The sequence below is a fragment of the Motilibacter peucedani genome (assembly GCF_003634695.1).
Taxonomy (GTDB): Bacteria; Actinomycetota; Actinomycetes; order Motilibacterales; family Motilibacteraceae; genus Motilibacter; species Motilibacter peucedani.
Genome location: NZ_RBWV01000009.1, coordinates 187,852 through 210,001 on the forward strand (window position 1 = coordinate 187,852; position 22,150 = coordinate 210,001).

Consider the following 22,150-nt stretch of genomic DNA (forward strand, 5'->3'; position numbering starts at 1 on the left):
TTGACCCGGCGTTTCGTGCTTGTCAACCTCGGTTTACCGACAGGGCTCCGACGTGCATCATGGGAGCTCGCCCACGTCCCCGGCTGGAGGTGCCCCGCATGACCGCCCCGGCGATCGGCGTGCGACTGCGCGACGCGCGGATGGCCCAGCGGCGCACGCTCGACGAGGTGGCGGAGGCGAGCGGGCTCACCAAGGGGTTCCTGTCCCGGCTCGAGCGCGACCGGGCCAACGCCTCCGTCGCGGCCCTGATGCGGGTGTGCGGCGCGCTCGGCATCGCGCCGGGGAGCCTGTTCGACGCGCCGAGGGCCGGCGAGGTCGTCCGCCGGGGTGCCTGGCCGGAGATCGGCTTCGGGGGTACGGGTCTGGCTGAGTTCCTGCTCACCCCGCGCAGCGAGCGACGCCTCCAGGCGATGGTGAGCGTCATCGAGCCCGGCGGCGGGAGCGGCGCCGAGGCGTACTCGCTCCCCGTCGACGTCGAGTTCGCGTTCGTCCTCGCCGGCTCGCTGCGGATCTCCTTCGAGGACGCGGACGCGGTCGAGCTGCACGAGGGGGACGCCTTCACGTTCACGCCCCGGCGCCGGCACGGCTTCGAGTCGCTGCAGGCGGCCGGCCCGACGCAGGTGCTCTGGGTGCTCTCACCCGCGCTGCCCGACTCCGAGGAGAGCCGCCGATGACCTCCGCCGTCCCTGTCGCCGTCCGCGAGGGCGAGGAGCCGCAGAAGCCGCTCACGATGTTCGGGCCGGACTTCCCCTTCCCCTACGACGACTACCTCGCCCACCCCGCTGGTCTCGGCTCGGTGCCGGAGGCGGAGTACGGCGCCGAGGTCGCGGTCATCGGCGGTGGGCTCTCGGGCATCGTCACCGCCTACGAGCTGATGAGGATGGGGCTGAAGCCGGTCGTCTACGAGGCCGACCAGATCGGCGGGCGCCTGCGCAGCGTGGGCTTCGAGGGTCACCCGGGCGTCGTCGCCGAGATGGGGGCGATGCGCTTCCCGCCCTCCTCCACCGGCTTCTTCCACTACGTCGACGCGCTCGGGCTGTCGACGACCCGCTTCCCCAACCCGCTCGACCCGGCGACGCCGAGCACGGTCATCGACCTCAAGGGCGTCACCCACTACGCGCGCACGCTCGACGAGCTGCCCGACGTCTACCGCGAGGTCGCCGACGCCTGGCACGACACGCTCGTCGCGCAGGCCCGCTCCGACGAGATGCAGGCGGCGATGCGGCGCCGCGACGTGCCGGCCATCAAGGCGATCTGGGACGAGCTGGTGGAACGCCTGGACAACCAGACGTTCTACGGCTTCCTCTGCGACTCGCCCGCCTTCGCGTCGTTCCGACGGCGGGAGATCTTCGGCCAGGTCGGCTTCGGCACCGGCGGCTGGGACACCGACTTCCCCAACTCGATCCTCGAGATCCTGCGAGTGGTCTACACAGGTGCTGACGATGACCACCGCAGCATCGTCGGCGGCTGCCAGCAGGTGCCGGAGCTGCTGTGGTCTGCTTCGCCTTCGGGGATGCCGCACTGGCCCGAGGGCACGTCGCTGGCGTCCCTGCACCGTGACGGACGCCCGCGGCCGGCCGTGACGCACCTGCGGCGTACCGCTCCCAACAACATCACCGTCACCGACGCGAGCGGCGAGATCCGCACCTACCCTGCGGCTGTCTTCACCGCGCAGAGCTGGATGCTGCTCAGCCGCATCGAGTGCGACGAGACGCTGTTCCCGAGCGACCACTGGACTGCGATCGAGCGCACCCACTACATGGGCTCGTCGAAGCTCTTCCTGCTGGTGGACCGGCCCTTCTGGCTCGACAAGGACCCCGTCACCGGCCGCGACACCATGAGCATGACGCTCACCGACCGGATGACCCGCGGCACCTACCTGCTCGACAACGGCCCCGACCGGCCGGGTGTGATCTGCCTGTCCTACACCTGGTCCGACGACTCGCTGAAGTGGGTGCCGCTCTCGACCGAGGAACGGCTCGAGGTCATGCTCAAGTCGCTGTCGCAGATCTACCCGGGCGTCGACATCCGCCGGCACGTCATCGCCACGCCGGTGACGGTGTCGTGGGAGACCGAGCCCGACTTCATGGGCGCCTTCAAGGCGAACCTGCCCGGCCACTACCGCTACCAGGAGCGGCTCTACACCCACTTCGTCCAGGACGCCCTGCCCGAGGTCTACCGTGGTCTGTTCCTGGCCGGTGACGACATCTCATGGACGGCGGGCTGGGCCGAGGGAGCCGTGCAGACCGCCATCAACGCCGTCTGGGGAGTCATGCACCACTTCGGCGGGTCCACCGACCCGGCCAACCCCGGCCCGGGCGACCGGTTCGACGAGCTCGCCCCCCTCCGCTTCCCCGACGAGTGACGTGTCCGAACGCGATCGCCCGTCCGCGCTGGTCAGCGCGGCGCGCGTTCGGACACAGGCGAAGGTGAGGAAGGTGACGCCGGCGAGCAGGTACGCGTTGGCCGCGACGGTCGTGGCGCCGTGCCAGCCGTACTCCCCCGGAGTCCCGTGCGCCGGCGTCCACCACGGCGGCGCGACGACGAACACTGCGTACACGCACCCAGCCGCCACCCGGTGCCCGTCGCGCACCAGCACAGCCAGAGCCGGCAGGACCCACACCCAGTGGTGCGTCCACGAGATCGGCGAGACGAGCAGGCCTGTCGTGCCGGTCGTCGCGGCGGCGGTCAGCCAGTCGCCGCGGCGCGCGTACGCAGCGGCCACCACCAGCCCGACGGCCGCGACGAGCGGTGGCACCACTGCGTACCAGTGCCCGACACCGCCGGAGTCGTGGAGGATGCGGCCTGCCGCGCCGAAGGGCGACTGGTTGCTGATGTAGATCGCGCCGACGCGGCGGGTGTCGTGGAAGGTCCGGGTCCAGTAGAGGAGCGACGCCTCGGGAGCGATGGCCCAGGCGAGCGCGGTGCAGATGGCGAACGTCGACGCCGCCCGCACCGCCGCCCGGGTGCGCCCAGCGAGGAGCAACAGCACCACGAACACCGCGGGCGTGAGCTTCACCGCCGTCGCGAGCCCCACGAGCACACCCGCCCTGCGGCCGTGCGACACCAGCTGCACGTCGACCAGCACGAGCGCGAGCAGGTAGAGGTTGACCTGCCCGAGGAACAGCGAGTGCCACACCGGCTCGAGCAGCAGCCCGAGCGCGACACAGGGACGCAGCTGCACTCGCAGGCCCGCGAGCCGGAGCGTCGTCCGCACCGACAGGGCGAAGGCCGCCACTGAGCCCAGCTCCCACACCAGCCGGGCGAGCAGCAGCGGCACGCAGGACAGCGGCGCGAACACCACCGCGGCGAACGGCGTGTAGGTGAACCAGTGGCCCAGCAGCTGCTCGGTGTAGAGCCGGTCCCCGTCGCCGACGGCTCGCCCGCCGAGCACGTAGATCGAGAAGTCCAGTGACCGCCAGCTGAGCGCGAAGACGGCGACGGCGAGCACCTGGACGGTCAGCACGCGAGAGGCACGGGTCATGGGAGGGCTCCGCGGAGCTAGGGGGAGGGCTGGCTCCGGCCACGCTCCCGGCCGCTCGCGTCATCGGGCATCGGGCCGGCGGCGAGAGGTCGGCGCCGCGCGGTCTCCCACGGGCGTACGTCCCTGGGAGGATCCGCACCGCGCCGCCGAGTCCTACGCTCGACCCGTGTCCACGACACTGCAGCCGCCGGCACCGCCCCAGCCCGGCACCGGCCCTTCGGTCTGGAGTCGCGGCTCGAGGGCCGCCGTCCGACTGGCGCGCGCCGTCGCGACGGCGGTGAGCCTGCTCATGTGCCTCGTGGTGCTGGGCGACATCGGCCACCTGATGCTGATGGGCGGCGGGGGCGCACTCTGGGGGCGCTGGCAGACGCTCGCCTACCCGCTGGCGCTGCTGCTGACCGTGTGGCTGCTGAGGCGCATGCCGCTGGTGACCCTCGGCGTGCTGCTCCTGGACACGCTGTCGGTCGCGTTCGTCTTCACCTCCACGGTCGCACCGCTCGCACTCTTCGTCCTGGTCGACCTGGCGCTCGCCTACGTCGCGGCGACCTGCCGCCGCAGCGCCTCCGCGGTCGCGGCGGGGGCCAGCCTGTTCGTGCTCACCGCCGCGACCTCCTCGCTCACCACCGCCTCCTCCCCGGTCGAGGGCGTCACACTGCGCCACGTGTCGCCGGTGCTCTCCCTCACCGTCGTGCTCGCGGTCGGCCTCGCGTGGTTGGTGGGCAACACCGTCCGGGAGCGGCGTCTGCACGCGCGGACGGTGCGGGACCAAGCCACGCTGCAGGCCGTCACCGCGGAGCGGCTGCGCATCGCGCGCGAGCTGCACGACGTCGTCGCCCACAGCATCGGCGTCATCGCGATCCAGGCCGGCATGGGCAGCCGCGTCTTCGACACGCAGCCCGAGGAGGCCCGCCAGGCGCTGAGCGCGATCGAGCGGACCAGTCGTGAGACGTTGACGGGGCTGCGCACGACGCTGGGCACCCTGCGGCGGACCGACGACCGGGAGGAGCCCGTACCTCGCGCCCCGGCACCGGGGCTCGCCGACCTCGACCGCCTCGTCGCGACGACGGCGGACGCTGGCGTCGCGGTGGAGCTGACGTGGGACGGCCCGCCCCGTGCCCTGCCGGCCGAGCTCGACCTCTCGGCCTTCCGCATCGTGCAGGAGGCGCTGACCAACGTGGTGCGGCACGCGGGCACGAGCTGCTGCCAGGTCCGGGTGGTCACGCGGCCCGACGAGGTCGTGCTCGAGGTCGTGGACCACGGGCGCGGGCTCACGGGCACCGGGGAGGGCTACGGGCTGGTCGGGATGCGCGAGCGGGTGGAGCTGCTGCGCGGGAAGCTGGAGGCCGGGCCGGGGGCAGAGGGCGGCTTCCGCGTGCTCGCCCGGCTGCCGGTGGGCGCGTGACCGCTGACATCGTGCTGGTCGACGACCAGCCGCTCGTACGCGCGGGACTCCGCGTCCTCGTGGCGGACAGCGACGACCTGCGGGTCGTGGGCGAGGCCGGCACCGGTGGCGACGCGGTCGCCCTGGTCGCCGAGCTCCGGCCCGACGTGGTGGTGATGGACATCCGCATGCCCGGAATGGACGGCATCGAGGCCACGCGGATGATCACCGGCTCGTGCGACGCCCGTGTCGCCGTGCTCACGACCTTCGACGACGACGAGTACGTCTACGCAGCCCTGCGCGCCGGCGCGAGCGGCTTCCTCGTCAAGGACATGGCGCTGGACGACATCCTTGCCGGCATCCGCGTGATCGCCCGCGGAGAGGCACTCCTCGCCCCGCGCGTCACCAGCACGCTGATCCGCGACTTCGTCGGTGCGCCGCAGAGGAGCACCGCACGCGTACTCGACGGCATCACCGCGCGCGAGTGCGAGGTCCTCGAATTGGTAGCGCGTGGGCTCTCGAACGCCGAGATCGCCGAGCGGCTCTTCATCAGCATGGCCACCGCCAAGGCGCACGTCGGCAGCCTGCTCACCAAGCTCGACGCGAGGGACCGGGTGCAGCTCGTCATCCTCGCCTACGAGGCGGGCCTCGTCCCCCGCTAGTGTCCGAACGCGATCGCTCGTCCGCCCTGGTCAGCGTGCAGCGCGTTCGGACACTAGAGGGGGAGGACGCCGTTCTCCAGGTCCAGCAGCAGCTTCTTGCGCTCGACGCCGCCGCCGTAGCCGGTGAGGGAACCGCTCGCGCCGATCACCCGGTGGCAGGGCACGATGATGCTCACGGGGTTGCGCCCGTTGGCCAGCCCGACCGCCCGTGCCGCGCCCGGCACGCCCACAGCGGCGGCCAGCTGGCCGTAGGACCATGTGCTGCCGTAGGGGATCTCGACGAGCGCGTCCCACACGCGCCGCTGGAACGGCGTTCCCGTGACCGAGAGCCGGACGTCGAACTCCTTGCGGTCACCGGCGAAGTACTCCTCCAGCTGGGCCAGCACCTCGTCGAAGCCGGCCGCGTCCAGCCGCGCCTCCTCGACCCAGGCAGGCAGGTGGCGGTGGCTCTCCATGAACACGCCGCGCAGCCCGTCGTCGTCGGCCACGAGCGTCAGCGGCCCGATCGGGCTGTCGACGACCGTCTTCCTGTCGCTCATGCGCTCTCCTTCGTCGGTGTGCTGCCCGGCATGGTGTTGACGGCGTGGGTGCCGGTGGCCCAGAGGTACTGCACGGCATAGGCGCGCCACGGCCGCCACCGTTGGGAGTACGTGTCGAGGGGTCCCGCCGCATCCGGCAGTCCCAGCGCGGTCGCGGCGATGCGCACCCCGAGGTCGCCGGGGAGGAACGCGTCCGGGTCGCCCAGTCCGCGCATGGCGACCACCTCGACCGTCCACGGCCCGATGCCGGGGAGGGCGAGCAGCTCGGCCCGGGCCCGGCCCCAGTCGGCTCCCGGACCGAGCTGCACGTCGCCGTCGGCGAGCGCCCGGACGAGCGCGAGGACGGCGCGGCGGCGCGACGCCGGCATGGCGAGGTCCTCCGGCGCGAGCGCGGCGAGCTGCTCGACGGTGGGCCACAGCCGGGTGAGGCCGCCGTCGGGGTCGTCGACGGGCGTACCGAGCGCGGCGGCGATCCGGCCGGCGTGCGTACGCGCCGCCGCCGTCGACACCTGCTGCCCGAGCACCGCGCGCACGGCGAGCTCGTGGACGTCGACCGTACGCGGCACCCGCCGCCCCGGCGCCTTGCGGACGTGCGGCTCGAGAGCGGGGTCCTCGGCCAGCGCCTCGTCGACGGCGACCGGGTCGGCGTCGAGGTCGAGCAGCCGGCGGCACCGTGAGATGGCGGCGGAGAGGTCACGCAGGTCCTGCAGCCGCAGTCGGCACTCGACGTGCTCGGGCTGCGGGCGCAGCGACACGAGCCCCCACCCGTGCGGCAGCGCGAGCGTGCGGCGGTAGGCGCCGTCGCGCCACTCCTCGACACCAGGCACCGCCGTCGCGGCGAGGTGGCCGAAGAGGTTGTCGGGGTTGAGGGGCGCACGGAACGGCAGCCGCAGCGCCAGCTCGCCGGGCCCGGCCGGAGCTGCCCGCCGCCGCGACCGCTCGCGCAGCTGCGTCGGCGACATCGCGAAGACCGTCTGCACCGTCTCGTTGAACGAGCGGAGGCTCGCGAAGCCGGCGGCCAGCGCGACCTCGGTCATGGGCAGGGTGGTCGTCTCGACCAGCAGCCGGGCGGTCTGCGCCCGCTGCGCCCGGGCGAGGGCGAGCGGGCCGGCGCCCAGCTCTGCCACGAGCTGGCGCTCGACCTGGCGGGCGCTGTAGCCGAGGCGCGCAGCGAGACCGGGCACGCCCTCGCGGTCGACGACACCATCGGCGATGAGCCGCATGGCGCGGGCCACCGAGTCGGCACGCACGTCCCACTCCGGCGACCCGGGGCTCGCGTCCGGACGGCACCGCTTGCACGCGCGGTAGCCCGCCGCCTGCGCGGCCGCGGCGCTCGGGTGGAAGCTGAGGTTCTGCGGCTTGGGAGTCACGGCCGGGCAGCTCGGCCGGCAGTAGATGCCGGTCGTGCGCACGGCGGTGAAGAACCAGCCGTCGAAGCGGCGGTCCTTCGCCTGCACCGCGCGCAGGCAGCTGTCGAAGTCCTCATGCACAGCAAGGAGTCTGCCTCCTCCGCGGCCGATCGGCTGGCGGGAATCCGACACGTACGTCTGCGACCCTCGCGCCGCGACAGCCCGGCGGTCGCGCGGGTCCCCGGCGACGAGTGCGACGCATGGGAGAATCCGAGCGCCTGCGCACGAGGCGCGGCAGGGGGCACGGGGAGGGACGCGATGGAGGCGAGAGCCGCCGCACGTCCCGGCGACACCCTGCTCGACGCGCTGACCGACCTGCGCCCGCTGCTCGACGGCCTGGAACTGCCGCTCGAGACGCCGGCGGCGCCGGCCGCCCGCCTCGCTCGCCGCGAGGTGCTCGACCAGCTCGACGACTACGTGCTGCCCCGGCTGCGCGACCTCGACGCCCCGCTCCTGGTGGTGGTCGGCGGCTCCACAGGTGCCGGCAAGTCGACCCTGGTCAACTCGCTCGTCGGCGCTCAGGTCTCGGCGCCCGGGGTGCTGCGCCCGACGACCCGCTCGCCGGTGCTCGCGCACGCCCCGGAGGACCGCGACTCCTTCACCGGCGACCGGGTGCTCCCCGGCTTCGCCCGTGAGACCCGGGCCACCAGCGACGCGCCCGGCACGGGCGGCTCGACCAGCACGCTGGCGCTTGTGGCCAGCGACCGCGTACCCCCCGGGCTCGCGCTGCTCGACGCCCCTGACATCGACTCCGTCGTCGCCGAGAACCGCGAGCTCGCCGGCCAGCTGCTGGCCGCGGCCGACCTGTGGGTGTTCGTCACCACGGCCGCCCGCTACGCCGATGCCGTGCCGTGGGACCTCCTGCGCGCCGCGAGCGCCCGCAGCGCCGCGGTCGCCGTCGTCCTCGACCGGGTGCCGCCCGGCGCCGAGCACGAGATCGAGCCGCACCTGCGCTCGATGCTCGCCCAGCAGGGGCTCTCCGACTCCCCGGTGTTCGTGGTGCCCGAGTCGGCGCTGAGCGGAGGCCTGCTCCCCGAGCAGACCACCGCCGCCCTGCGGAGCTGGCTGTCCGGGCTCGCCGCCGACGCCGGGGCTCGCGCCGGGCTCGTGCGCCGCACGCTCGACGGCGTGCTGGCCGGCTACACCGTGCGCCTGCCCGCGCTGGCGAACGCGCTCGAGGAGCAGGACGACGCGCGCGCCGACCTGGCGACGGCGGCGGCTCGCGCCTACGCCGCGGCCGGCGCCCGGGTCGACCGCGCCCTCGACGACGGCCAGCTCCTGCGAGGCGAGGTGCTCGCCCGCTGGCAGGAGATCGTCGGCACGGGCGAGCTGCTCCGCCAGCTCGAGTCGCGCGTCGGGCGGCTGCGCGACCGCCTGGTCAGCGCCGTACGCGGCCGACCCTCCCCCGACCAGCGGCTGAGCGTCGCGCTCGAGTCGGGGCTCGAGGCGCTCGTCCGGGGCGCCGCCGACGCGGCCGCTGAGCAGACGGTTGACGCGTGGACCGCCGACCCCGGCGGCCGGGCCCTGCTCGGCGACGACGCCGGCGCGCTCGCCCGGTCGTCGGCCGCACTGCCCGAGGCCAGCGCCCGAGCGGTGCGCGACTGGCAGGGCAGCGTGCTGGAGCTCGTACGCAGCGAAGGGTCCCAGCGCCGGTCGGCGGCGCGCGTGCTGTCCTACGGCGTCAACGGCGCCGCGCTCGTCGTGATGGTGGCGGTCTTCGCCTCGACGGGCGGGCTCACCGGCGGCGAGGTGCTCGTGGCGGGCGGCGCCTCCGCGGTCGGCCAGAAGCTGCTCGAGGCCCTGCTCGGCGACGAGGCCGTGCGCAGGCTCGCCGCCCTCGCCCGGGCCGACCTGCGCTCGCGCATCGAGGCGGTGCTGGCGGAGGAGCGGGCGCGCTTCGACGCCCGGCTCGAGCGGCTGCCGCGCGGCACGGGCGCCGACGACCTGCGCTCCGCGGCGGCCCGGCTCACCGTGCTGCACGGGCGGGCCGGCCGGTGACGCGGCTGCTCGCCAGGCGGCGCCGCAACACCGACCTGGTCCCCCGGCTCGACGCGCTCGAGACCGTCCTGCGCGAGGGTGAGGGCCGGCTCGACCCGGCCGCGCTGGTCGAGGGCCGGGCGGTGCTCGACCGCGCCGGCGCCCGGCTGCGGCTCTCGGGCGAGCACACCGTCGTGGCGCTGGCCGGCGGCACCGGCAGTGGCAAGTCCTCGCTGTTCAACGCGCTGGCCGGGGTCGACCTGTCGCCGGTGGGCGTGCGCCGTCCCACGACCGGCACGCCGGTGGCCTGCCTCTGGGACCCCGAGGGCGCGGGCCCGCTGCTCGACTGGCTCCAGGTGCCCGAGCGCCACCGCCTCGAGCCGCCCGCCACCCCCGACCCGGTCGCCGGCGACCTGTCCGGGCTGGTGCTGCTCGACCTGCCCGACCACGACTCCACCGTCGAGTCGCACCGGCTCGAGGTCGACCGGCTCGTCGAGGTCGTCGACCTGCTTGTGTGGGTGCTCGACCCGCAGAAGTACGCCGACGCCGCCGTGCACGAGCGCTACCTGCGCCGGCTGCGGCAGCACCGCGCGGTCACCCTCGTCGTGCTCAACCAGGTCGACCTGCTCGGCGAGCAGGCCACCGAGGCCTGCCTCACCGACCTGCGCCGGCTGCTCCACGACGACGGGCTCGGGGAGGTCGCGCTGGTCGCCACCAGCGTGCGCACCGGGCTCGGCGTCGACACCGTCCACAAGGCCCTGCTCGACGCGGTCGGGCGCCGGGCCGCCGCCGTCGAGCGGCTGACGGGCGACGTCGACCGTGTGGTCGCCGCCTTCGAGGCCGACCTCGGCACCGCCGACGCCGCTGCCGGACGTGCGACCGTGGGACGGCAGGAGCGCGCCCGGCTGCGCGAGGCGCTGGCACTCGCCGCAGGCGTACCCGTCGTCGAACAGGCGGTCGAGCAGGCGGTGCGCCGCCGCGTCGCCGCCTCCACCGGCTGGCCGTTCACCCGCTGGGCGGGGCGGCTGCGCCGCGACCCGCTGCGCCGTCTGCACCTCGAGCCGGCGGCGCGCTCGTCGCTGCCGCCCGCGAGCCCCGTGGCCCGCGCGTCGGTCGACGTGGCCGTGCGCGCGGTGGGCGACAGCGTCGTGACCGGGCTGCCGCCGCGCTGGGCCGGAGCCGTGCGCACCGCCGCGCGCTCGCGCGAGGCCGACCTCGACGACGCGCTCGACCGCGCGATGACCGCGAAGCCGGTGGCCCCGCCGCGGCGAACGTGGTGGGAGCCGCCGCTCGGCGCGCTGCAGCTCGTGCTCGCGCTGGTGACCCTCGCCGGCGCCCTGTGGCTGGTCGGGCTGTTCGTCGTCGACTGGCTGCGCCTGCCCGACCCGCCGACCGCCGACCTGGGCGCCCTGCCGCTGCCGACGGTGCTGGCGGTGGGCGGAGCGCTCGCGGAGCTGCTCGTGGCCGCGCTCGGGCGCACGCTCGGCCGGCTGTCGGCACGTCGGGCCGGCCGCCGGGCCGGTGCCGCGCTGCGCGACGAGGTCAGCGCCGTGGGCGAGGAGCTCGTCGTCGCGCCGGTGAAGGCCGAGCTGGCCCGCTACGCCGCGACGCGCGAGGCGCTGCGGCGCGCGGGCTGACGGGGCTCCTCAGAGCGCCTCGACGTCGCGCTCCCCCGTGCGGATGCGGACGACCGCGTCCACCGGCATCACCCACACCTTGCCGTCGCCGATCTTGCCCGTCCGCGCCGCACTGACGATGGCCGCGACGACGTCGTCGGCCTCGGGGGCGTCGACCAGCACCTCGAGCCGCACCTTCGGGAGGAAGTCGACGGTGTACTCGGCGCCGCGGTAGACCTCGGTGTGGCCGCGCTGACGGCCGTGTCCCGACACCTCGGAGATCGTCAGGCCGCGCACGCCGAACGCCTCGAGGGCCTCCTTGACGGGCTCGAGCATGTGCGGCTTCAGGACGGCGGTCACCAGCTTCATGCCCCCATCCTCCCTGCCACCCGGCGACCGCCGATGTCGTAGGCCGACTCGGCGTGCGAGTGCATGTCGAGGCCCTCGAGCTCACCCTCGGGCGGCACCCGCAGGGGCATCACCCGACCGACGCCCCGGGCGACCAGCCAGGTCACGGGGAAGGCCCAGGCGATGGTGACCACGACCGCGAGCAGCTGCAGGAGCAGCAGGTGCACCCCGCCGCCGTCGAGCAGCCCGCGGTGCGCGATGCCCGCGTTGACCGTGTGGGTGGCGAAGACGCCGACGGCCAGGGTCCCGACGACACCCGCCACACCGTGCACCCCGACGACGTCGAGGGAGTCGTCGTAGCCGAACCGCACCTTCTGCTCCACCGCCAGCACGGAGACCACGCCGCCGGCGAAGCCGATGGCCAGGGCGCCCAGGCTGTTCACGAAGCCGGCCGCCGGCGTGATGGCGACGAGGCCGGCGACGGCGCCCGACGCCGCGCCCAGAGTCGTGGGGTGGTCGGTCTGCAGCTTCTCGACGAGCAACCAGCCGAGCAGCCCGGCGCACGCGGCGAGGTGCGTGGAGAGCAGCGCCTGGCTGGCCAGGCCGCCCACCGCCAGGGCGGAGCCGGCGTTGAAGCCGAGCCACCCGAACCACAGGATGCCGGCTCCGACCAGCGTCAGCGGCAGCGAGTGCGGGGCCATCTGCTCGCGCGGCCAGCCCCGCCGGGCACCAAGCACCAGGGCGAGGGCGAGGGCCGACGCGCCGGAGTTCGTCTCGACGACGGTGCCGCCGGCGAAGTCGAGCACGCCGCGTGCGGCGAGCCAGCCGTTGGGCGAGAACACCCAGTGCGCGAGCGGGGCGTAGACGAGGAGCACCCAGAGCCCCACGAGGACCAGGAAGCTGCCGAAGCGCATCCGGTCGGCACCCGCTCCGGCCAGCAGAGCCGCGGTGATGACGGCGAACATCATCTGGAAGGCGGCGAAGGCGGTCGAGGGGACGTGCAGGTCGAAGCCCGGCACGGGGTCGTCGGGGTGGGCCATGCCGGCCAGCCGCAGCGACCCGACCACGCCGTGCAGGTCGGGGCCGAAGGCGAGCGAGTGGCCGAGCAGCACCCAGAGGACGCTCACCACCGCTGCCGCCCCGAAGACCTGGGCCATCATCGCGAGGACGTGCTTGCTGCGGACCATGCCGCCGTAGAACAGGGCGAGCCCTGGTGCCATGAAGAGCACCAGGGCTGCGCACACGAGCACCCACGCCGTGTCGGCACCGTCGACCATGACCGCGAACCCTCCACCCAGGTCTGGCCGCGACGGCGGGTGTCAGCGGCAGCGCCCGAGTGTCGGCACGGCGTGTTACGCGGAGGTTTCCGCCGCGTTGCCGTGCGTGTCGGAGGGGCTCAGCTCTGCGAGAGGGCGGGGTCGTCGGCGAAGACCACGGTCACCGAGTCGTAGCCCAGTGAGCCTGCCAGCGTGGTGAGCGTCGCTCGGGCGTTGTCCTCGGCGCGGGCCAGCACGCTCGGGTCGGCCGCTGCAGCAGCGTCGATCTTCTGCTGGCCGGCCTTCCAGTAGGCGGTGTCGGAGCCGCCGTTGCCCAGCGCCTCGGTCGCCCGGTCGACGACCCCGCGGTCGCGCTCGAGGACACGGCTCTGCGTGGCGTCGAGCCGCGCCTGCCCGAGGTACGCGTGGGGCAGCGTGATCGTCACGGCCTTGCCGTCGACGACGACGTCGGAGGGCGAGAGCTTCGAGAAGTCGACGATGCCGTCGGCGCTGCCGGTGGCCAGGAACGTCGTCGACTGCCCGGCGACGAAGCCGGGCACGAACTTGTGGCTCTCGTCGATGCGCACGACCTGCTGGTACTGCGCGCTCGAGCCGTGGAACTCCTTGAGGTCCGTGAGCGCCTTCATGAGCGCCGGCCCGCTGCGGTCGGTGCGCGTCGCCGCGAACGGGTTGCGCAGGTCGAGCAGCCCCAGGCCCCTGCCGAGCGCGAAGAGCAGCAGCGCGGCGACGACGACCGCGAGCACGGGGCGCGCGGTGCGGGAGGCGGTGCGGGCGGGGGCGGCGTACAGGGCCATGCAGGGTCCTTCTCGGCAGGAGGGAAGACGAAGCGGGCACAGCGGGCGTCTGATGACAGAACGCCCGCTGTGCCCGGAGTATTTCGCCGAGAGCGGACCGGAGTCCGCGCTGTCGGGTCAGGCCGACTTGATGACCGAGATCTCGAACTCGAGGGTGGTCTTGTCGCTGATCAGCACGCCGCCGGTCTCGAGCGCGGCGTTGTAGGTCAGGCCCCAGTCGGTGCGCTTGACAGTGGTCTTGCCGTCGAAGCCGGCGCGCACGTTGCCGAAGGGGTCGGTCGCGGTGCCGGTGAACTCGAGGTCGAGCTCGACCGGGCGCGTGACGTCCTTGATCGTCAGGTCGCCCTTGAGCTTGATCTCGGCGCCGTCGACCTCGACGTCGGTGCTGCGGAAGGTGATGGTCGGGTAGGCCGCGGCGTCGAAGAAGTCGCCGGTGCGCAGGTGCTCGTCGCGCTGGGCCTGGCCGGTGTCGACGCTGGCCACCTGCAGGGTGACGACGGCGCTGGACGCCTTGTGGTCGGCGGCGTCGATCACGATGGTGCCCTCGACGTCGCGGAACTGGCCGCGGACCTTGGTGACCATCGCGTGGCGCGTGACGAAGCCGACGCGCGAGTGCGCGGCGTCGATCGTCCAGGTGCCGGTGAGGGCGGCGGTGTCGGTCGAGGGCTCGAAGTCGGTGGACGTCATGGCGGTTCTCCTTGGTGTGCTGAGCTGCTGGCGGGCGGTGGTGGGGGTGTACGGGTGCGGGTCAGACGGGCGTCGAGATGCCGACGCCGCCGCGGGTGGTGGCGCCGTAGCGCGCCACCTCGGCCTCGAGGTCGAGCCGGCCGATGGAGGCGCGCGCGCTGAGCGCGCTCTCGTCGAGCAGGTCGGCCGGGATGATCCAGGCGACCTCGAACTCGAGGCCGTCGGGGTCCTTGCCGTAGAGGCTCTTGGTGGTGCCGTGGTCGGAGCTGCCGACGAGGGCGCCGCGGGCGGCGAGTTCCTGGCCGATCCGGCCGAGCTCGTCGAGCGTGTCGACCTCCCACGCGAGGTGGTAGAGCCCGACGCTGGTGCGCCCGGCGCCGGACGCGGCCGCCGCGCTGCCGATCTCGAAGAGCCCGAGGTCGTGGTCGTTGGTGGAGCCGGCGGCCTGGAGGAACGCCGCCCCGGGCAGCGGCGCGCCGCCCAGCGAGATCTCGCGGAAGCCGAGCGCGCTCGTGTAGAACTCCCGGCTGCGCTCGAGGTCACGGACGAAGAGCACTGCGTGGTTGAGCCGAGTGATGCCCATCGCCCTGCCCCTTCCTGCTGGTCGTCGACCTGGTCGTCGTCGTTGAGCCCTCAACTACGTACAGCGTAGAGGCATTCCCTTGAAACTTCAACTACCATGGTTGCATGACTTCCCAGACCGCTCCCACCGGCCCCGAGCCGCGGTGGCTCAGCGCCGACGAGCAGCACGTCTGGCGCACGTTCCTCGACGCGATGACCGGGCTGTTCGACGAGCTCGACCGCCAGCTGCAGGCGGAGGCGGGGATCCCTCACGCCTACTACGAGATCCTCGTGCACCTGTCGGAGGCGCCCGGCCGCCGGCTGCGCATGTCCGAGCTCGCCGACCGGCTCACCTCCTCGCGCAGCCGGCTCTCCCACGCGGTGTCCCGCCTCGAGGAGCGCGGCTGGATCCGGCGCGAGGCCTGCCCGAGCGACCGCCGCGGCCAGGAGGCGGTGCTCACCGACCTCGGCTTCGAGTCCCTCGCCGCTGCCGCACCGGGCCACGTCGCGGCCGTACGCCGCTACCTCGTCGACGCCCTCTCCCCCGAGGACTACGCCGCCCTCGGCCGCATCAGCACCGCCCTGCGCGCCGCCCGGGGTGCGGAGACGCCGCCCGCCGGCTGCCCCGGCGCGGCCTGACCCGCTCAGCCGGACAGGTTGCGCTGGGCCCACAGCGCCGCGGCGGTGCGGTCGCGCACGCCGATGGCGGCGAAGACGCTGGTGAGGTGCGCCTTGACCGTGCTCTCGCGGATGCCCAGGGCGCGCGCGATCTGCTTGTTGGGCAGCCCCCGGCCCACCAGGCCGAGCACCTCGCGCTCGCGGTCGGTCAGCTCGGCGGCGGGGTCCGCGCGGCGGGCGGCCAGCAGCGTACGCGCCACCCTCGGGTCGAGCGGCGACTCGCCGCGCGCCACGGCGCGCACCGCCTCGAGCACCACCGACGGCTCGCTGTCCTTGAGCACGTAGCCGACCGCTCCGGCGTCCAGGGCGTCGGTCACGCGCTCCCGGTCGGAGAACGAGGTCAGCACGAGCACGGCGGTGCCCGGGTGCTCCGCCGTCAGCCGCCGGGTGGCCGCCACCCCGTCGAGCACGGGCATCGAGAGGTCCATCAGCACCACGTCGGGCGCCAGCGAGACCACCAGCTCGAGCGCCTGCGCGCCGTCGGAGGCGGAGCCGACCACGTCGAGGTCGGGCTCCGCGCCCATGAGGCTCTCGAGCCCGGAGCGCACGAGGGCGTGGTCGTCGACGAGGAGCACCCGGACCCCGTTCACAGCGGCAGCCCGACCCGCAGCGCGGTCCCCTGGCCGGGTGCGGACGCCAGCTCGACCGTGCCACCCGCCTCGGCGACCACGTCGCTCACGACCTCCAGCCCGACGTGGCCGGCCTCGCGCGGCACGTCGCCCGCGTCGAAGCCCCGCCCGTCGTCGCGCACGACCAGCTCGACGCGGCCGCGCTGCACCCGCACGCCCACCTCCACCTCGCAGGCGTCGGCGTGGCTCGCGACGTTGCGCATCGCCTCCTGCGCGACGCGGAAGAGCACCGCCTCGGTGGCGACGGGTACGCGGGCGGCGACGTCGTCCGGGACCTCGACGCGTACGCGGACGCCCCTCGAGCGCAGCGCCGACGCCGCGTCGGTGAGCGCGGCAGCCAGACCGGCGCGCTCGAGGCTCGGCGGGTAGAGCTCGACCAGCAGCGAGCGGAGCCCGCCGATCGACTGGCGCACCGCGTCGAGCGCCGGGCGCAGCGCCTGCGGCGCCGGGGGCTCCGCGTGGGCGATCGCCCCGGCGAGGACGAACGACGCACCGGCGAGGTCCTGCACCACGCCGTCGTGCAGGCTGCCCGCGATGCGGCGCCGCTCCTCCTGCGAGGCCTCGACGGCCCGGCGCGCCAGGTGGTCGCGCGAGCGCTCGCTGCGCCGCAGCTGCCCCAGCATCCGGGCGACCAGCGGCAGCTGCACGAGCTGGGCGAGGACCAGCGCGAGCAGCGTGATGAGGCCGAACTCGCGCCAGATGTGCCAGGAGCGCTCGGTCACGACGCGGTGGTAGGGGAAGTACGCCTCCAGCTCGAGCAGCTCGCCGCCCGGCGTGCGCACGGGGCGGTAGACCTCGAGCAGCCGGCCCTGCGAGCGCTCGTAGACGTTCTCCGGCCGCTGCAGGTCGCTCACCTCCGCCACCGTGCGCCCCTCGTCGAGGGCCTCGACCTCGTCGGCCTCGAGCGCGAAGGTGCGCCCGACCAGCCGCGGCTCGTCGGACCAGAGGACGCGCCCGTCGCGCGACCAGATCTTCACCCGCACGACACCCGACTCCGGCGTGAGGACCGCGTCGACGGCGGTGTCCATCGCCGCGAGCGCCGCGGGGTCACCGCGCAGCAGGCCGTCGCTCAGCGCGGGGGTGACCGCGATGCGGGCGAACAGGTCGGTCGAGCGGCGGGCGTCGTCGATCGACTCGCTGCGCGCCGCGCGCTGGCTCAGCCACGTGCTGAGCGCGAGGAAGACCAGCGCGACGGCCAGGCTGCCGGCGACGAACGTGCCGACGATGCGGCGCATCGAGGCGGGGGTGCGCGGTGCCCGCCGCGGCTCGGCCAGCACGCGCCACGGGGGTGCGCCGGTCTGCTGCTGCACGCTGCGCGCACCCCTTCTCGTCGGCACCTGCGGTCGGTCCAGTGTGCGGGCCGGTGCCGCTCCCTAGTGGTGGTTCGGGCCGTCGTCACCGTGGCGGCCCTTGCCGCCCTTGCCGCCCTTGTCGTCGCCGGGCTCGGCGTGCCGGCCCTTGCCGCCCTTGTCGTCGCCGCGCTCGGCGTGGGAGCCCCGGCCGCCGTGGTCGTCGGCGGTCCGGGTGGAGTGCGAGCTGGAGCTGGCCGCGCTGGCGACGCCGGGGACGGCGGCGGCCGCGCCACCGGCGAGCAGCAGGGCGGAGAGGGTGAGTGCAGCGGTGCGACGCATGAGGACTCCTCGGGGAGCGGTGTTCTGACCCCTCAGTTGTCGCACCGGCCGGGTGGGCCCTGCCATCGGCCGATGGTCGTACGACCTCGCCGCGGGACAGCCGGCCCGTCGACCCGTCAGGAGGTCCGGTCGCCCGCCGGCGCCAGCGCCGCCAGGCGCGGGTCGTAGAGGTGGCAGGCGATCTCGGCGCCGCCGGCCCGCAGCAGCGCGGGGTCGACCGCCTCGGCCAGCTCGACCACCACGGAGCCGTCGTCCACCCGCATCGACTCGACCCCGAGCCAGAAGCGCTCCTCGGGCGCGTCGCTGCGTACCTTCTCCAGCAGTGCCAGCAGGTCCTCGGGAGCGATCTCGTGCGGCGGGCGCACCCGGATCGTGCGCCCCGGCTGGTCGAGCGCCGCGAGGTCGCCGACCAGCCCGCGCTCGGCGTCGTAGGTCTCGGGCCGCAGGGTCGCCCACCGCACCTCGAGCGCGGCGGCGAGGTCGCGACCCTCCCAGCCGCAGGGCGCGAAGGCGCGCGGGCAGCGGGGGTGGAACGAGCAGCCGGCCGGGGGGCGTACGGCGTCGGGCACCTCGCCGCGCGGCAGGTCGCGCGGCACGTCGGTGACCTCGCCCGGCTCGGGGATCGCCGCCAGCAGCGCACGGGTGTAGGGGTGGCGCGGGTGCGCGAAGATCTCGTCGGTCGGGCCGATCTCGACGACCCGGCCGAGGTACATGATGGCGACCCGGTCGCAGAAGAGCTTGGCGGTGGCCAGGTCGTGGGTGATGTAGACGTAGGTCAGCCCGAGCCGGTCGCGCAGGTCCTGCATCAGTTGCAGGATCTTGGCGCGCACGCTCATGTCGAGCATCGAGACCGGCTCGTCGGCGACCAGCAGCTCGGGCTCGAGCACCGCAGCGCGCGCGATGACGGCCCGCTGCTTCTGCCCGCCCGAGAGGTTGGCGGGCAGCTGGGTGAGGAAGCGCTCGGGCGGGGTCAGCCCCACCGTCTCGAGCGCGGCCGCCACCCGGGCACGGGTCTGCTCGGCGGACGACGTGATCTTGTGGATCTTGAGCGGGTGGGCGACCGCGGTGGCGATGTCCATGGCCGGGTTGAGCGCGGCGTGGGGGTCCTGGAAGACCATCTGCAGCCGCCGGCGCATGGGACGCAGCCGACGCTCGCTCCGACCGACGATCTCGGTGCCGCCGACCTGGATGCTGCCGCCGGTCGCCGGGGTGAGGCCGAGCAGGGCGCGCCCCAGGGTGGTCTTGCCCGACCCGCTCTCGCCGACCAGGCCCAGGACCTCACCACGGCGCAGGTCGAACGACACGCCGTCGACCGCCTTGACCGACGCGCTCTCGCGGCCGAACAGCCGCGCGAGGAGCCCGCCGCGCAGGGAGAAGTGCACCCGCAGGTCGCGCACGCGCAGGAACGGCGCCTCGTCAGCGGGCGTCGCCGGGGACGCCGCCTCGGCGGAGAGGGCGTGGGAGCCGCCCACCTCGTCAGGCTTCGTCGGCAACGGCCATCTCCTGTCGCTCCAGTGGCATGCGCTCGATGTCCGAGAGCTCGTCGAGCCGGTGCAGCCAGCAGCTCACCCGCTGGCCGGTCGCCGCGCGCACCTCGCCGGGGTGGCGCACGGGGCAGACGCGCATGGCGTCGGGGCAGCGCGCGGAGAAGCGGCAGCCCTGCGGCGGGTCGGCGAGGTCGGGCGGCGAGCCGGGGATGCTGTGCAGCTCGGTCGTCGACAGCGAGATCGTCGAGGCGAGCAGCTCGCGGGTGTAGGGGTGCGCCGGCTCGCGGAACACCGTCTGCGACGGCCCCTCCTCCATGATCTGGCCGGCGTACATCACCGCCACGCGGTCGCAGGCCTCGGCCACGATGCCGAGGTTGTGGGTGATGAGCAGCAGGGAGGTGCCCGAGCGGCGACGCAGGTCGGCGAGCAGGGCGAGGACCTGCGCCTCGACGAGCACGTCGAGGGCGGTCGTCGGCTCGTCGGCCACGATGACCGGCGGCTTCAGCACCAGCGTCAGCGCGATCATGATGCGCTGGCGCATCCCGCCGGAGAACTCGTGGGGGTACTGGTCGTAGCGGCTCGGCGGGATGCCGGTCTCGCGCAGGGCCTCGAGGGCGCGCGCCCGCCGCTCCCGACGGCCGAGCCGCCGTTCGTGGGTACGCAGCAGCTCCTCGAAGTGGTCGCTGACCTTCATGAGCGGGTCGAGGCGGGTCATCGGCTCCTGGAACACCAGGCCGAGGACCTTGCCCCGCAGCCGGCGCATGCGGCGCCGGCCCATGCGGACGAGGTCCTGGCCCTGCACGTCGACCGAGCCCTCGAGGCGGGCACCGTCGGGGAGCAGCCCGAGCAGGCCGCGGCCGAGCGTCGACTTCCCGCAGCCCGACTCGCCCACCAGGCCGATCGACTCTCCGGCGGCGATGTCGAGGTCGACGCCGTCGACCGCCCACACCGGACCACGGGCGGTGGCGTAGGCGACCCGCAGGCCCTTGACCGAGGCGACCGGGCCCGCGGGGGCGGTCGTCGATGGCGCTGCGCTCATCGGGTGGTCGCCTCCTCGAGCGTCACGGCGGCGCTGACGCCGCGGCGGCGCAGCGAGGGGTTGAGGACCTCGTTGAGGCCCTCGCCCACCAGTGTGAGCGCCACGACGAGCAGCGTGATGGCCAGGCCCGGGTAGAGCGCGGTCCACCAGATGCCGGCTCCCGCGTCCGAGATGGCGCGCTGCAGGTCGTAGCCCCACTCGGCGGCCTCGGTCGGCTGGATGCCGTAGCCGAGGAAGCCCAGGCCGGCGAGGGTCAGGATCGCGTCGGCGGCGTTGAGGGTCGCGATGACCGGCACGCTCTGCACGACGTTCGAGAACAGGTAGCGCACGACCACCGTGCTCGGCTTGGCGCCCAGTGCCCGCGCCGCCTCGACGTAGGTGGCCTCGCGCGCACTCAGGGTGCTGGCGCGTACGACCCTGAAGTACTGCGGCACGTAGACCACCGTGATCGCGGTGGCGGCGGTGACGACACCGCCGCCGGCGCCGCCCGCGAGGACGAACGCGATGACGATGGCGAGCAGCAGGTAGGGGAAGGCGAACAGCGCGTCGGTGACGAGCACCAGCACGCGGTCGAGCCAGCCGCCGCGGTAGCCGGAGAGCAGGCCGAGCGGCACGCCGATGACGATCGAGACCACGACTGCCAGCACGACGACCTCGAGCGCCGTACGCGCGCCGAACACGACGCGCGAGAGCACGTCGAGCGACTGGACGGTCGTGCCCATCCAGTGGTGGGAGTCGGGGCCGGCGAGCTTGTCGAAGCGGGTGCCGCCCGAGGTGTACTGGTCGAAGCCGTAGGGCGCGATCAGAGGTGCGAAGACCGCCATGACGACGAAGAGCAGCGAGAGCAGCACGCCGACGTAGAGCAGCCAGCGCGGGATGCCGCGCGCCGAGCGGACGGCGCCGAGCAGCGGGTGACGGGCCATCAGTAGCGGATCCTCGGGTCGATGAGCGCGTTGACGACGTCGATCAGCAGGCTCATGACGACGACCACGAGCGCGATCGCCGTGATGATGCCCTGGACGGCGGTGTAGTCGCGGTTGTTGAGGTAGCGGACCAGCTCGTTGCCGACGCCGGGCCAGTTGAAGGTCTCCTCGGTGAGGACAGCGCCGCCGAGCAGGGCGGCCACCTGGAGCCCGAAGACGGTGACGACGGGCACGAGCGCGTTGCGGAAGCCGTGGCTGCGCACGACCTGGCGCTCGCGGATGCCGCGGGCCCGCGCCGCTTCGACGTAGTCGCTCTGCAGGGTCGAGATGAGGTTGACCCGCACGAGCCGGATGAGCACGCCCACGACGAGCAGGCCCAGGGTCACCGAGGGCAGCACCAGGTGCTTGAGAGCGTCGGTGATGTCGCCGGTGTCGCCGGTCAGCAGCATGTCGAGCAGCAGGATGTGCGTCTTGGACTCGGCCGTCGCCTGCACGACGGGGCTGGCCTGGCCTGAGGTGGGCAGCCACCCCAGCGCCTTGCCGAACACCAGCTGCAGCAGCAGTCCGATGAAGAACACCGGCGCGGCGTAGGACACGATGCCGAACAGCCGGATGCCGACGTCCAACACCGAGTCGCGGCGGCGCCCGGCCACCAGGCCCAGCGGCAGGCCGAGCCCGACCGCGACGACGAGCGCGCCGATCGACAGGGTCAGCGTCGCCCCGCCGTTCTCGACGAAGATGTCGGAGACGGCGCGGTTGTCGGTGATGGTCCGCCCGAAGTCGAGCCGGGCGACGTGCGAGACGTACTCCCAGTACTGCTGGAGCAGCGGGCGGTCGAGCCCGGCGGCGGCTCTCCGCTGCGCGAGGTCGGCAGCGGAGAGCCGGTCACCGAGGGCTGCCGTGACGGGGTCGCCGGGGGCGACCCGCATCAGCAGGAACACGAAGGTGAGCAGCAGGAGCACCATCGGCACCGCCAGCACGATCCGTGTCACCACGAACCGTGCCAGCGAGCCTGAACGGACGGCCAC

21 protein-coding genes and 1 pseudogene are annotated in these 22,150 nt (G+C 74.1%); 7 read left to right on the top strand and 15 right to left on the bottom strand.

All coding sequences use genetic code 11. The features are described from left to right. The first annotated feature begins 98 nt into the window (after positions 1-98). Together CLV35_RS02405 and CLV35_RS02410 are read left to right on the top strand one after the other, a co-directional pair. A complete protein-coding gene (locus CLV35_RS02405) occupies positions 99-674 on the top strand; it encodes a helix-turn-helix domain-containing protein (protein WP_121191814.1) in 576 nt (191 codons plus the stop codon). Beyond that, a complete protein-coding gene (locus tag CLV35_RS02410; protein WP_121191815.1) occupies positions 671-2,365 on the top strand; it encodes a flavin monoamine oxidase family protein in 1,695 nt (564 codons plus the stop codon). Before CLV35_RS02405 ends, CLV35_RS02410 begins: the two co-directional genes overlap by 4 nt. 291 nt (positions 2,366-2,656) lie before the next feature. Here CLV35_RS02410 and CLV35_RS20330 read toward each other — a convergent pair. Then, positions 2,657-3,484: pseudogene (locus tag CLV35_RS20330) on the bottom strand (glycosyltransferase 87 family protein); the annotation flags it as partial. Positions 3,485-3,650: 166 nt separating this feature from the next. Between CLV35_RS20330 and CLV35_RS02420 the strand changes: the two are divergent. Together CLV35_RS02420 and CLV35_RS02425 are read left to right on the top strand one after the other, a co-directional pair. Continuing rightward, complete coding sequence (locus CLV35_RS02420) at positions 3,651-4,886, top strand: sensor histidine kinase (RefSeq protein WP_231121389.1); 1,236 nt, start codon at positions 3,651-3,653, stop codon at positions 4,884-4,886. Continuing rightward, a complete protein-coding gene (locus CLV35_RS02425; protein WP_121191817.1) occupies positions 4,883-5,527 on the top strand; it encodes a response regulator in 645 nt (214 codons plus the stop codon). Before CLV35_RS02420 ends, CLV35_RS02425 begins: the two co-directional genes overlap by 4 nt. 53 nt (positions 5,528-5,580) lie before the next feature. On the opposite strand, the gene CLV35_RS02430 is transcribed toward CLV35_RS02425, so the two are convergent. Both CLV35_RS02430 and CLV35_RS02435 read right to left on the bottom strand, forming a co-directional pair. After that, on the bottom strand, positions 5,581-6,066 hold the full coding sequence (locus tag CLV35_RS02430; protein ID WP_121191818.1) for a methylated-DNA--[protein]-cysteine S-methyltransferase: 486 nt from the start codon (positions 6,064-6,066) through the stop codon (positions 5,581-5,583). Continuing rightward, positions 6,063-7,556, bottom strand: a complete 1,494-nt coding sequence (locus CLV35_RS02435) for a DNA-3-methyladenine glycosylase 2 (protein ID WP_121191819.1) — start codon at positions 7,554-7,556, stop codon at positions 6,063-6,065. The genes CLV35_RS02430 and CLV35_RS02435 overlap by 4 nt, the downstream gene beginning before the upstream one ends. Positions 7,557-7,733: 177 nt before the next feature. Between CLV35_RS02435 and CLV35_RS02440 the strand changes: the two genes are divergently transcribed. Both CLV35_RS02440 and CLV35_RS02445 read left to right on the top strand, forming a co-directional pair. Then, positions 7,734-9,473, top strand: a complete 1,740-nt coding sequence (locus tag CLV35_RS02440; protein ID WP_121191820.1) for a dynamin family protein — start codon at positions 7,734-7,736, stop codon at positions 9,471-9,473. Then, entirely contained in the window at positions 9,470-11,089 is a 1,620-nt protein-coding gene (locus CLV35_RS02445; RefSeq protein WP_121191821.1) for a GTPase, read from the top strand. Before CLV35_RS02440 ends, CLV35_RS02445 begins: the two co-directional genes overlap by 4 nt. Positions 11,090-11,098: 9 nt before the next feature. On the opposite strand, the gene CLV35_RS02450 is transcribed toward CLV35_RS02445, so the two are convergent. The 5 genes from CLV35_RS02450 to CLV35_RS02470 form a co-directional block, all read right to left on the bottom strand. Beyond that, positions 11,099-11,437: a P-II family nitrogen regulator gene (locus CLV35_RS02450; RefSeq protein WP_121191822.1), complete on the bottom strand. Its 339-nt coding sequence runs from the start codon at positions 11,435-11,437 to the stop codon at positions 11,099-11,101. Continuing rightward, complete coding sequence (locus tag CLV35_RS02455; RefSeq protein ID WP_121191823.1) at positions 11,434-12,693, bottom strand: ammonium transporter; 1,260 nt, start codon at positions 12,691-12,693, stop codon at positions 11,434-11,436. The genes CLV35_RS02450 and CLV35_RS02455 overlap by 4 nt, the downstream gene beginning before the upstream one ends. Before the next feature lie 119 nt (positions 12,694-12,812). Then, positions 12,813-13,487, bottom strand: a complete 675-nt coding sequence (locus tag CLV35_RS02460; protein WP_121191824.1) for a DUF4230 domain-containing protein — start codon at positions 13,485-13,487, stop codon at positions 12,813-12,815. 117 nt (positions 13,488-13,604) lie between these two features. After that, entirely contained in the window at positions 13,605-14,174 is a 570-nt protein-coding gene (locus tag CLV35_RS02465; protein WP_121191825.1) for a YceI family protein, read from the bottom strand. A 61-nt stretch (positions 14,175-14,235) separates the two neighbouring features. Next, positions 14,236-14,757: a VOC family protein gene (locus CLV35_RS02470; RefSeq protein ID WP_121191826.1), complete on the bottom strand. Its 522-nt coding sequence runs from the start codon at positions 14,755-14,757 to the stop codon at positions 14,236-14,238. Positions 14,758-14,861: 104 nt separating this feature from the next. On the opposite strand from CLV35_RS02470, the gene CLV35_RS02475 reads away from it, so the two are divergent. Next, on the top strand, positions 14,862-15,374 hold the full coding sequence (locus CLV35_RS02475) for a MarR family winged helix-turn-helix transcriptional regulator (protein WP_121191827.1): 513 nt from the start codon (positions 14,862-14,864) through the stop codon (positions 15,372-15,374). A gap of 5 nt (positions 15,375-15,379) precedes the next feature. On the opposite strand, the gene CLV35_RS02480 is transcribed toward CLV35_RS02475, so the two are convergent. The 7 genes from CLV35_RS02480 to CLV35_RS02510 all read right to left on the bottom strand — a co-directional run bounded on the left by CLV35_RS02480 (position 15,380) and on the right by CLV35_RS02510 (position 22,150). Beyond that, a complete protein-coding gene (locus CLV35_RS02480) occupies positions 15,380-16,003 on the bottom strand; it encodes a response regulator (protein ID WP_121191828.1) in 624 nt (207 codons plus the stop codon). After that, the gene (locus CLV35_RS02485) at positions 16,000-17,352 is read right to left on the bottom strand and encodes a sensor histidine kinase (protein ID WP_121191829.1); all 1,353 of its coding nucleotides are present in this window, start codon (positions 17,350-17,352) and stop codon (positions 16,000-16,002) included. The genes CLV35_RS02480 and CLV35_RS02485 overlap by 4 nt, the downstream gene beginning before the upstream one ends. Before the next feature lie 63 nt (positions 17,353-17,415). Then, on the bottom strand, positions 17,416-17,673 hold the full coding sequence (locus CLV35_RS02490) for a hypothetical protein (RefSeq protein ID WP_121191830.1): 258 nt from the start codon (positions 17,671-17,673) through the stop codon (positions 17,416-17,418). Positions 17,674-17,789: 116 nt separating this feature from the next. Then, positions 17,790-19,166 carry an oligopeptide/dipeptide ABC transporter ATP-binding protein gene (locus tag CLV35_RS02495; RefSeq protein WP_121191831.1) on the bottom strand — a complete coding sequence of 459 codons (1,377 nt, stop codon included), beginning with the start codon at positions 19,164-19,166 and terminating at the stop codon, positions 17,790-17,792. Beyond that, positions 19,150-20,199, bottom strand: coding sequence for an ABC transporter ATP-binding protein (locus tag CLV35_RS02500; RefSeq protein WP_121191832.1), 1,050 nt, complete (start codon positions 20,197-20,199; stop codon positions 19,150-19,152). The genes CLV35_RS02495 and CLV35_RS02500 overlap by 17 nt, the downstream gene beginning before the upstream one ends. Then, entirely contained in the window at positions 20,196-21,122 is a 927-nt protein-coding gene (locus tag CLV35_RS02505) for an ABC transporter permease (protein WP_121191833.1), read from the bottom strand. The genes CLV35_RS02500 and CLV35_RS02505 overlap by 4 nt, the downstream gene beginning before the upstream one ends. Next, on the bottom strand, positions 21,122-22,150 hold the full coding sequence (locus CLV35_RS02510) for an ABC transporter permease (protein ID WP_121191834.1): 1,029 nt from the start codon (positions 22,148-22,150) through the stop codon (positions 21,122-21,124). Before CLV35_RS02510 ends, CLV35_RS02505 begins: the two co-directional genes overlap by 1 nt.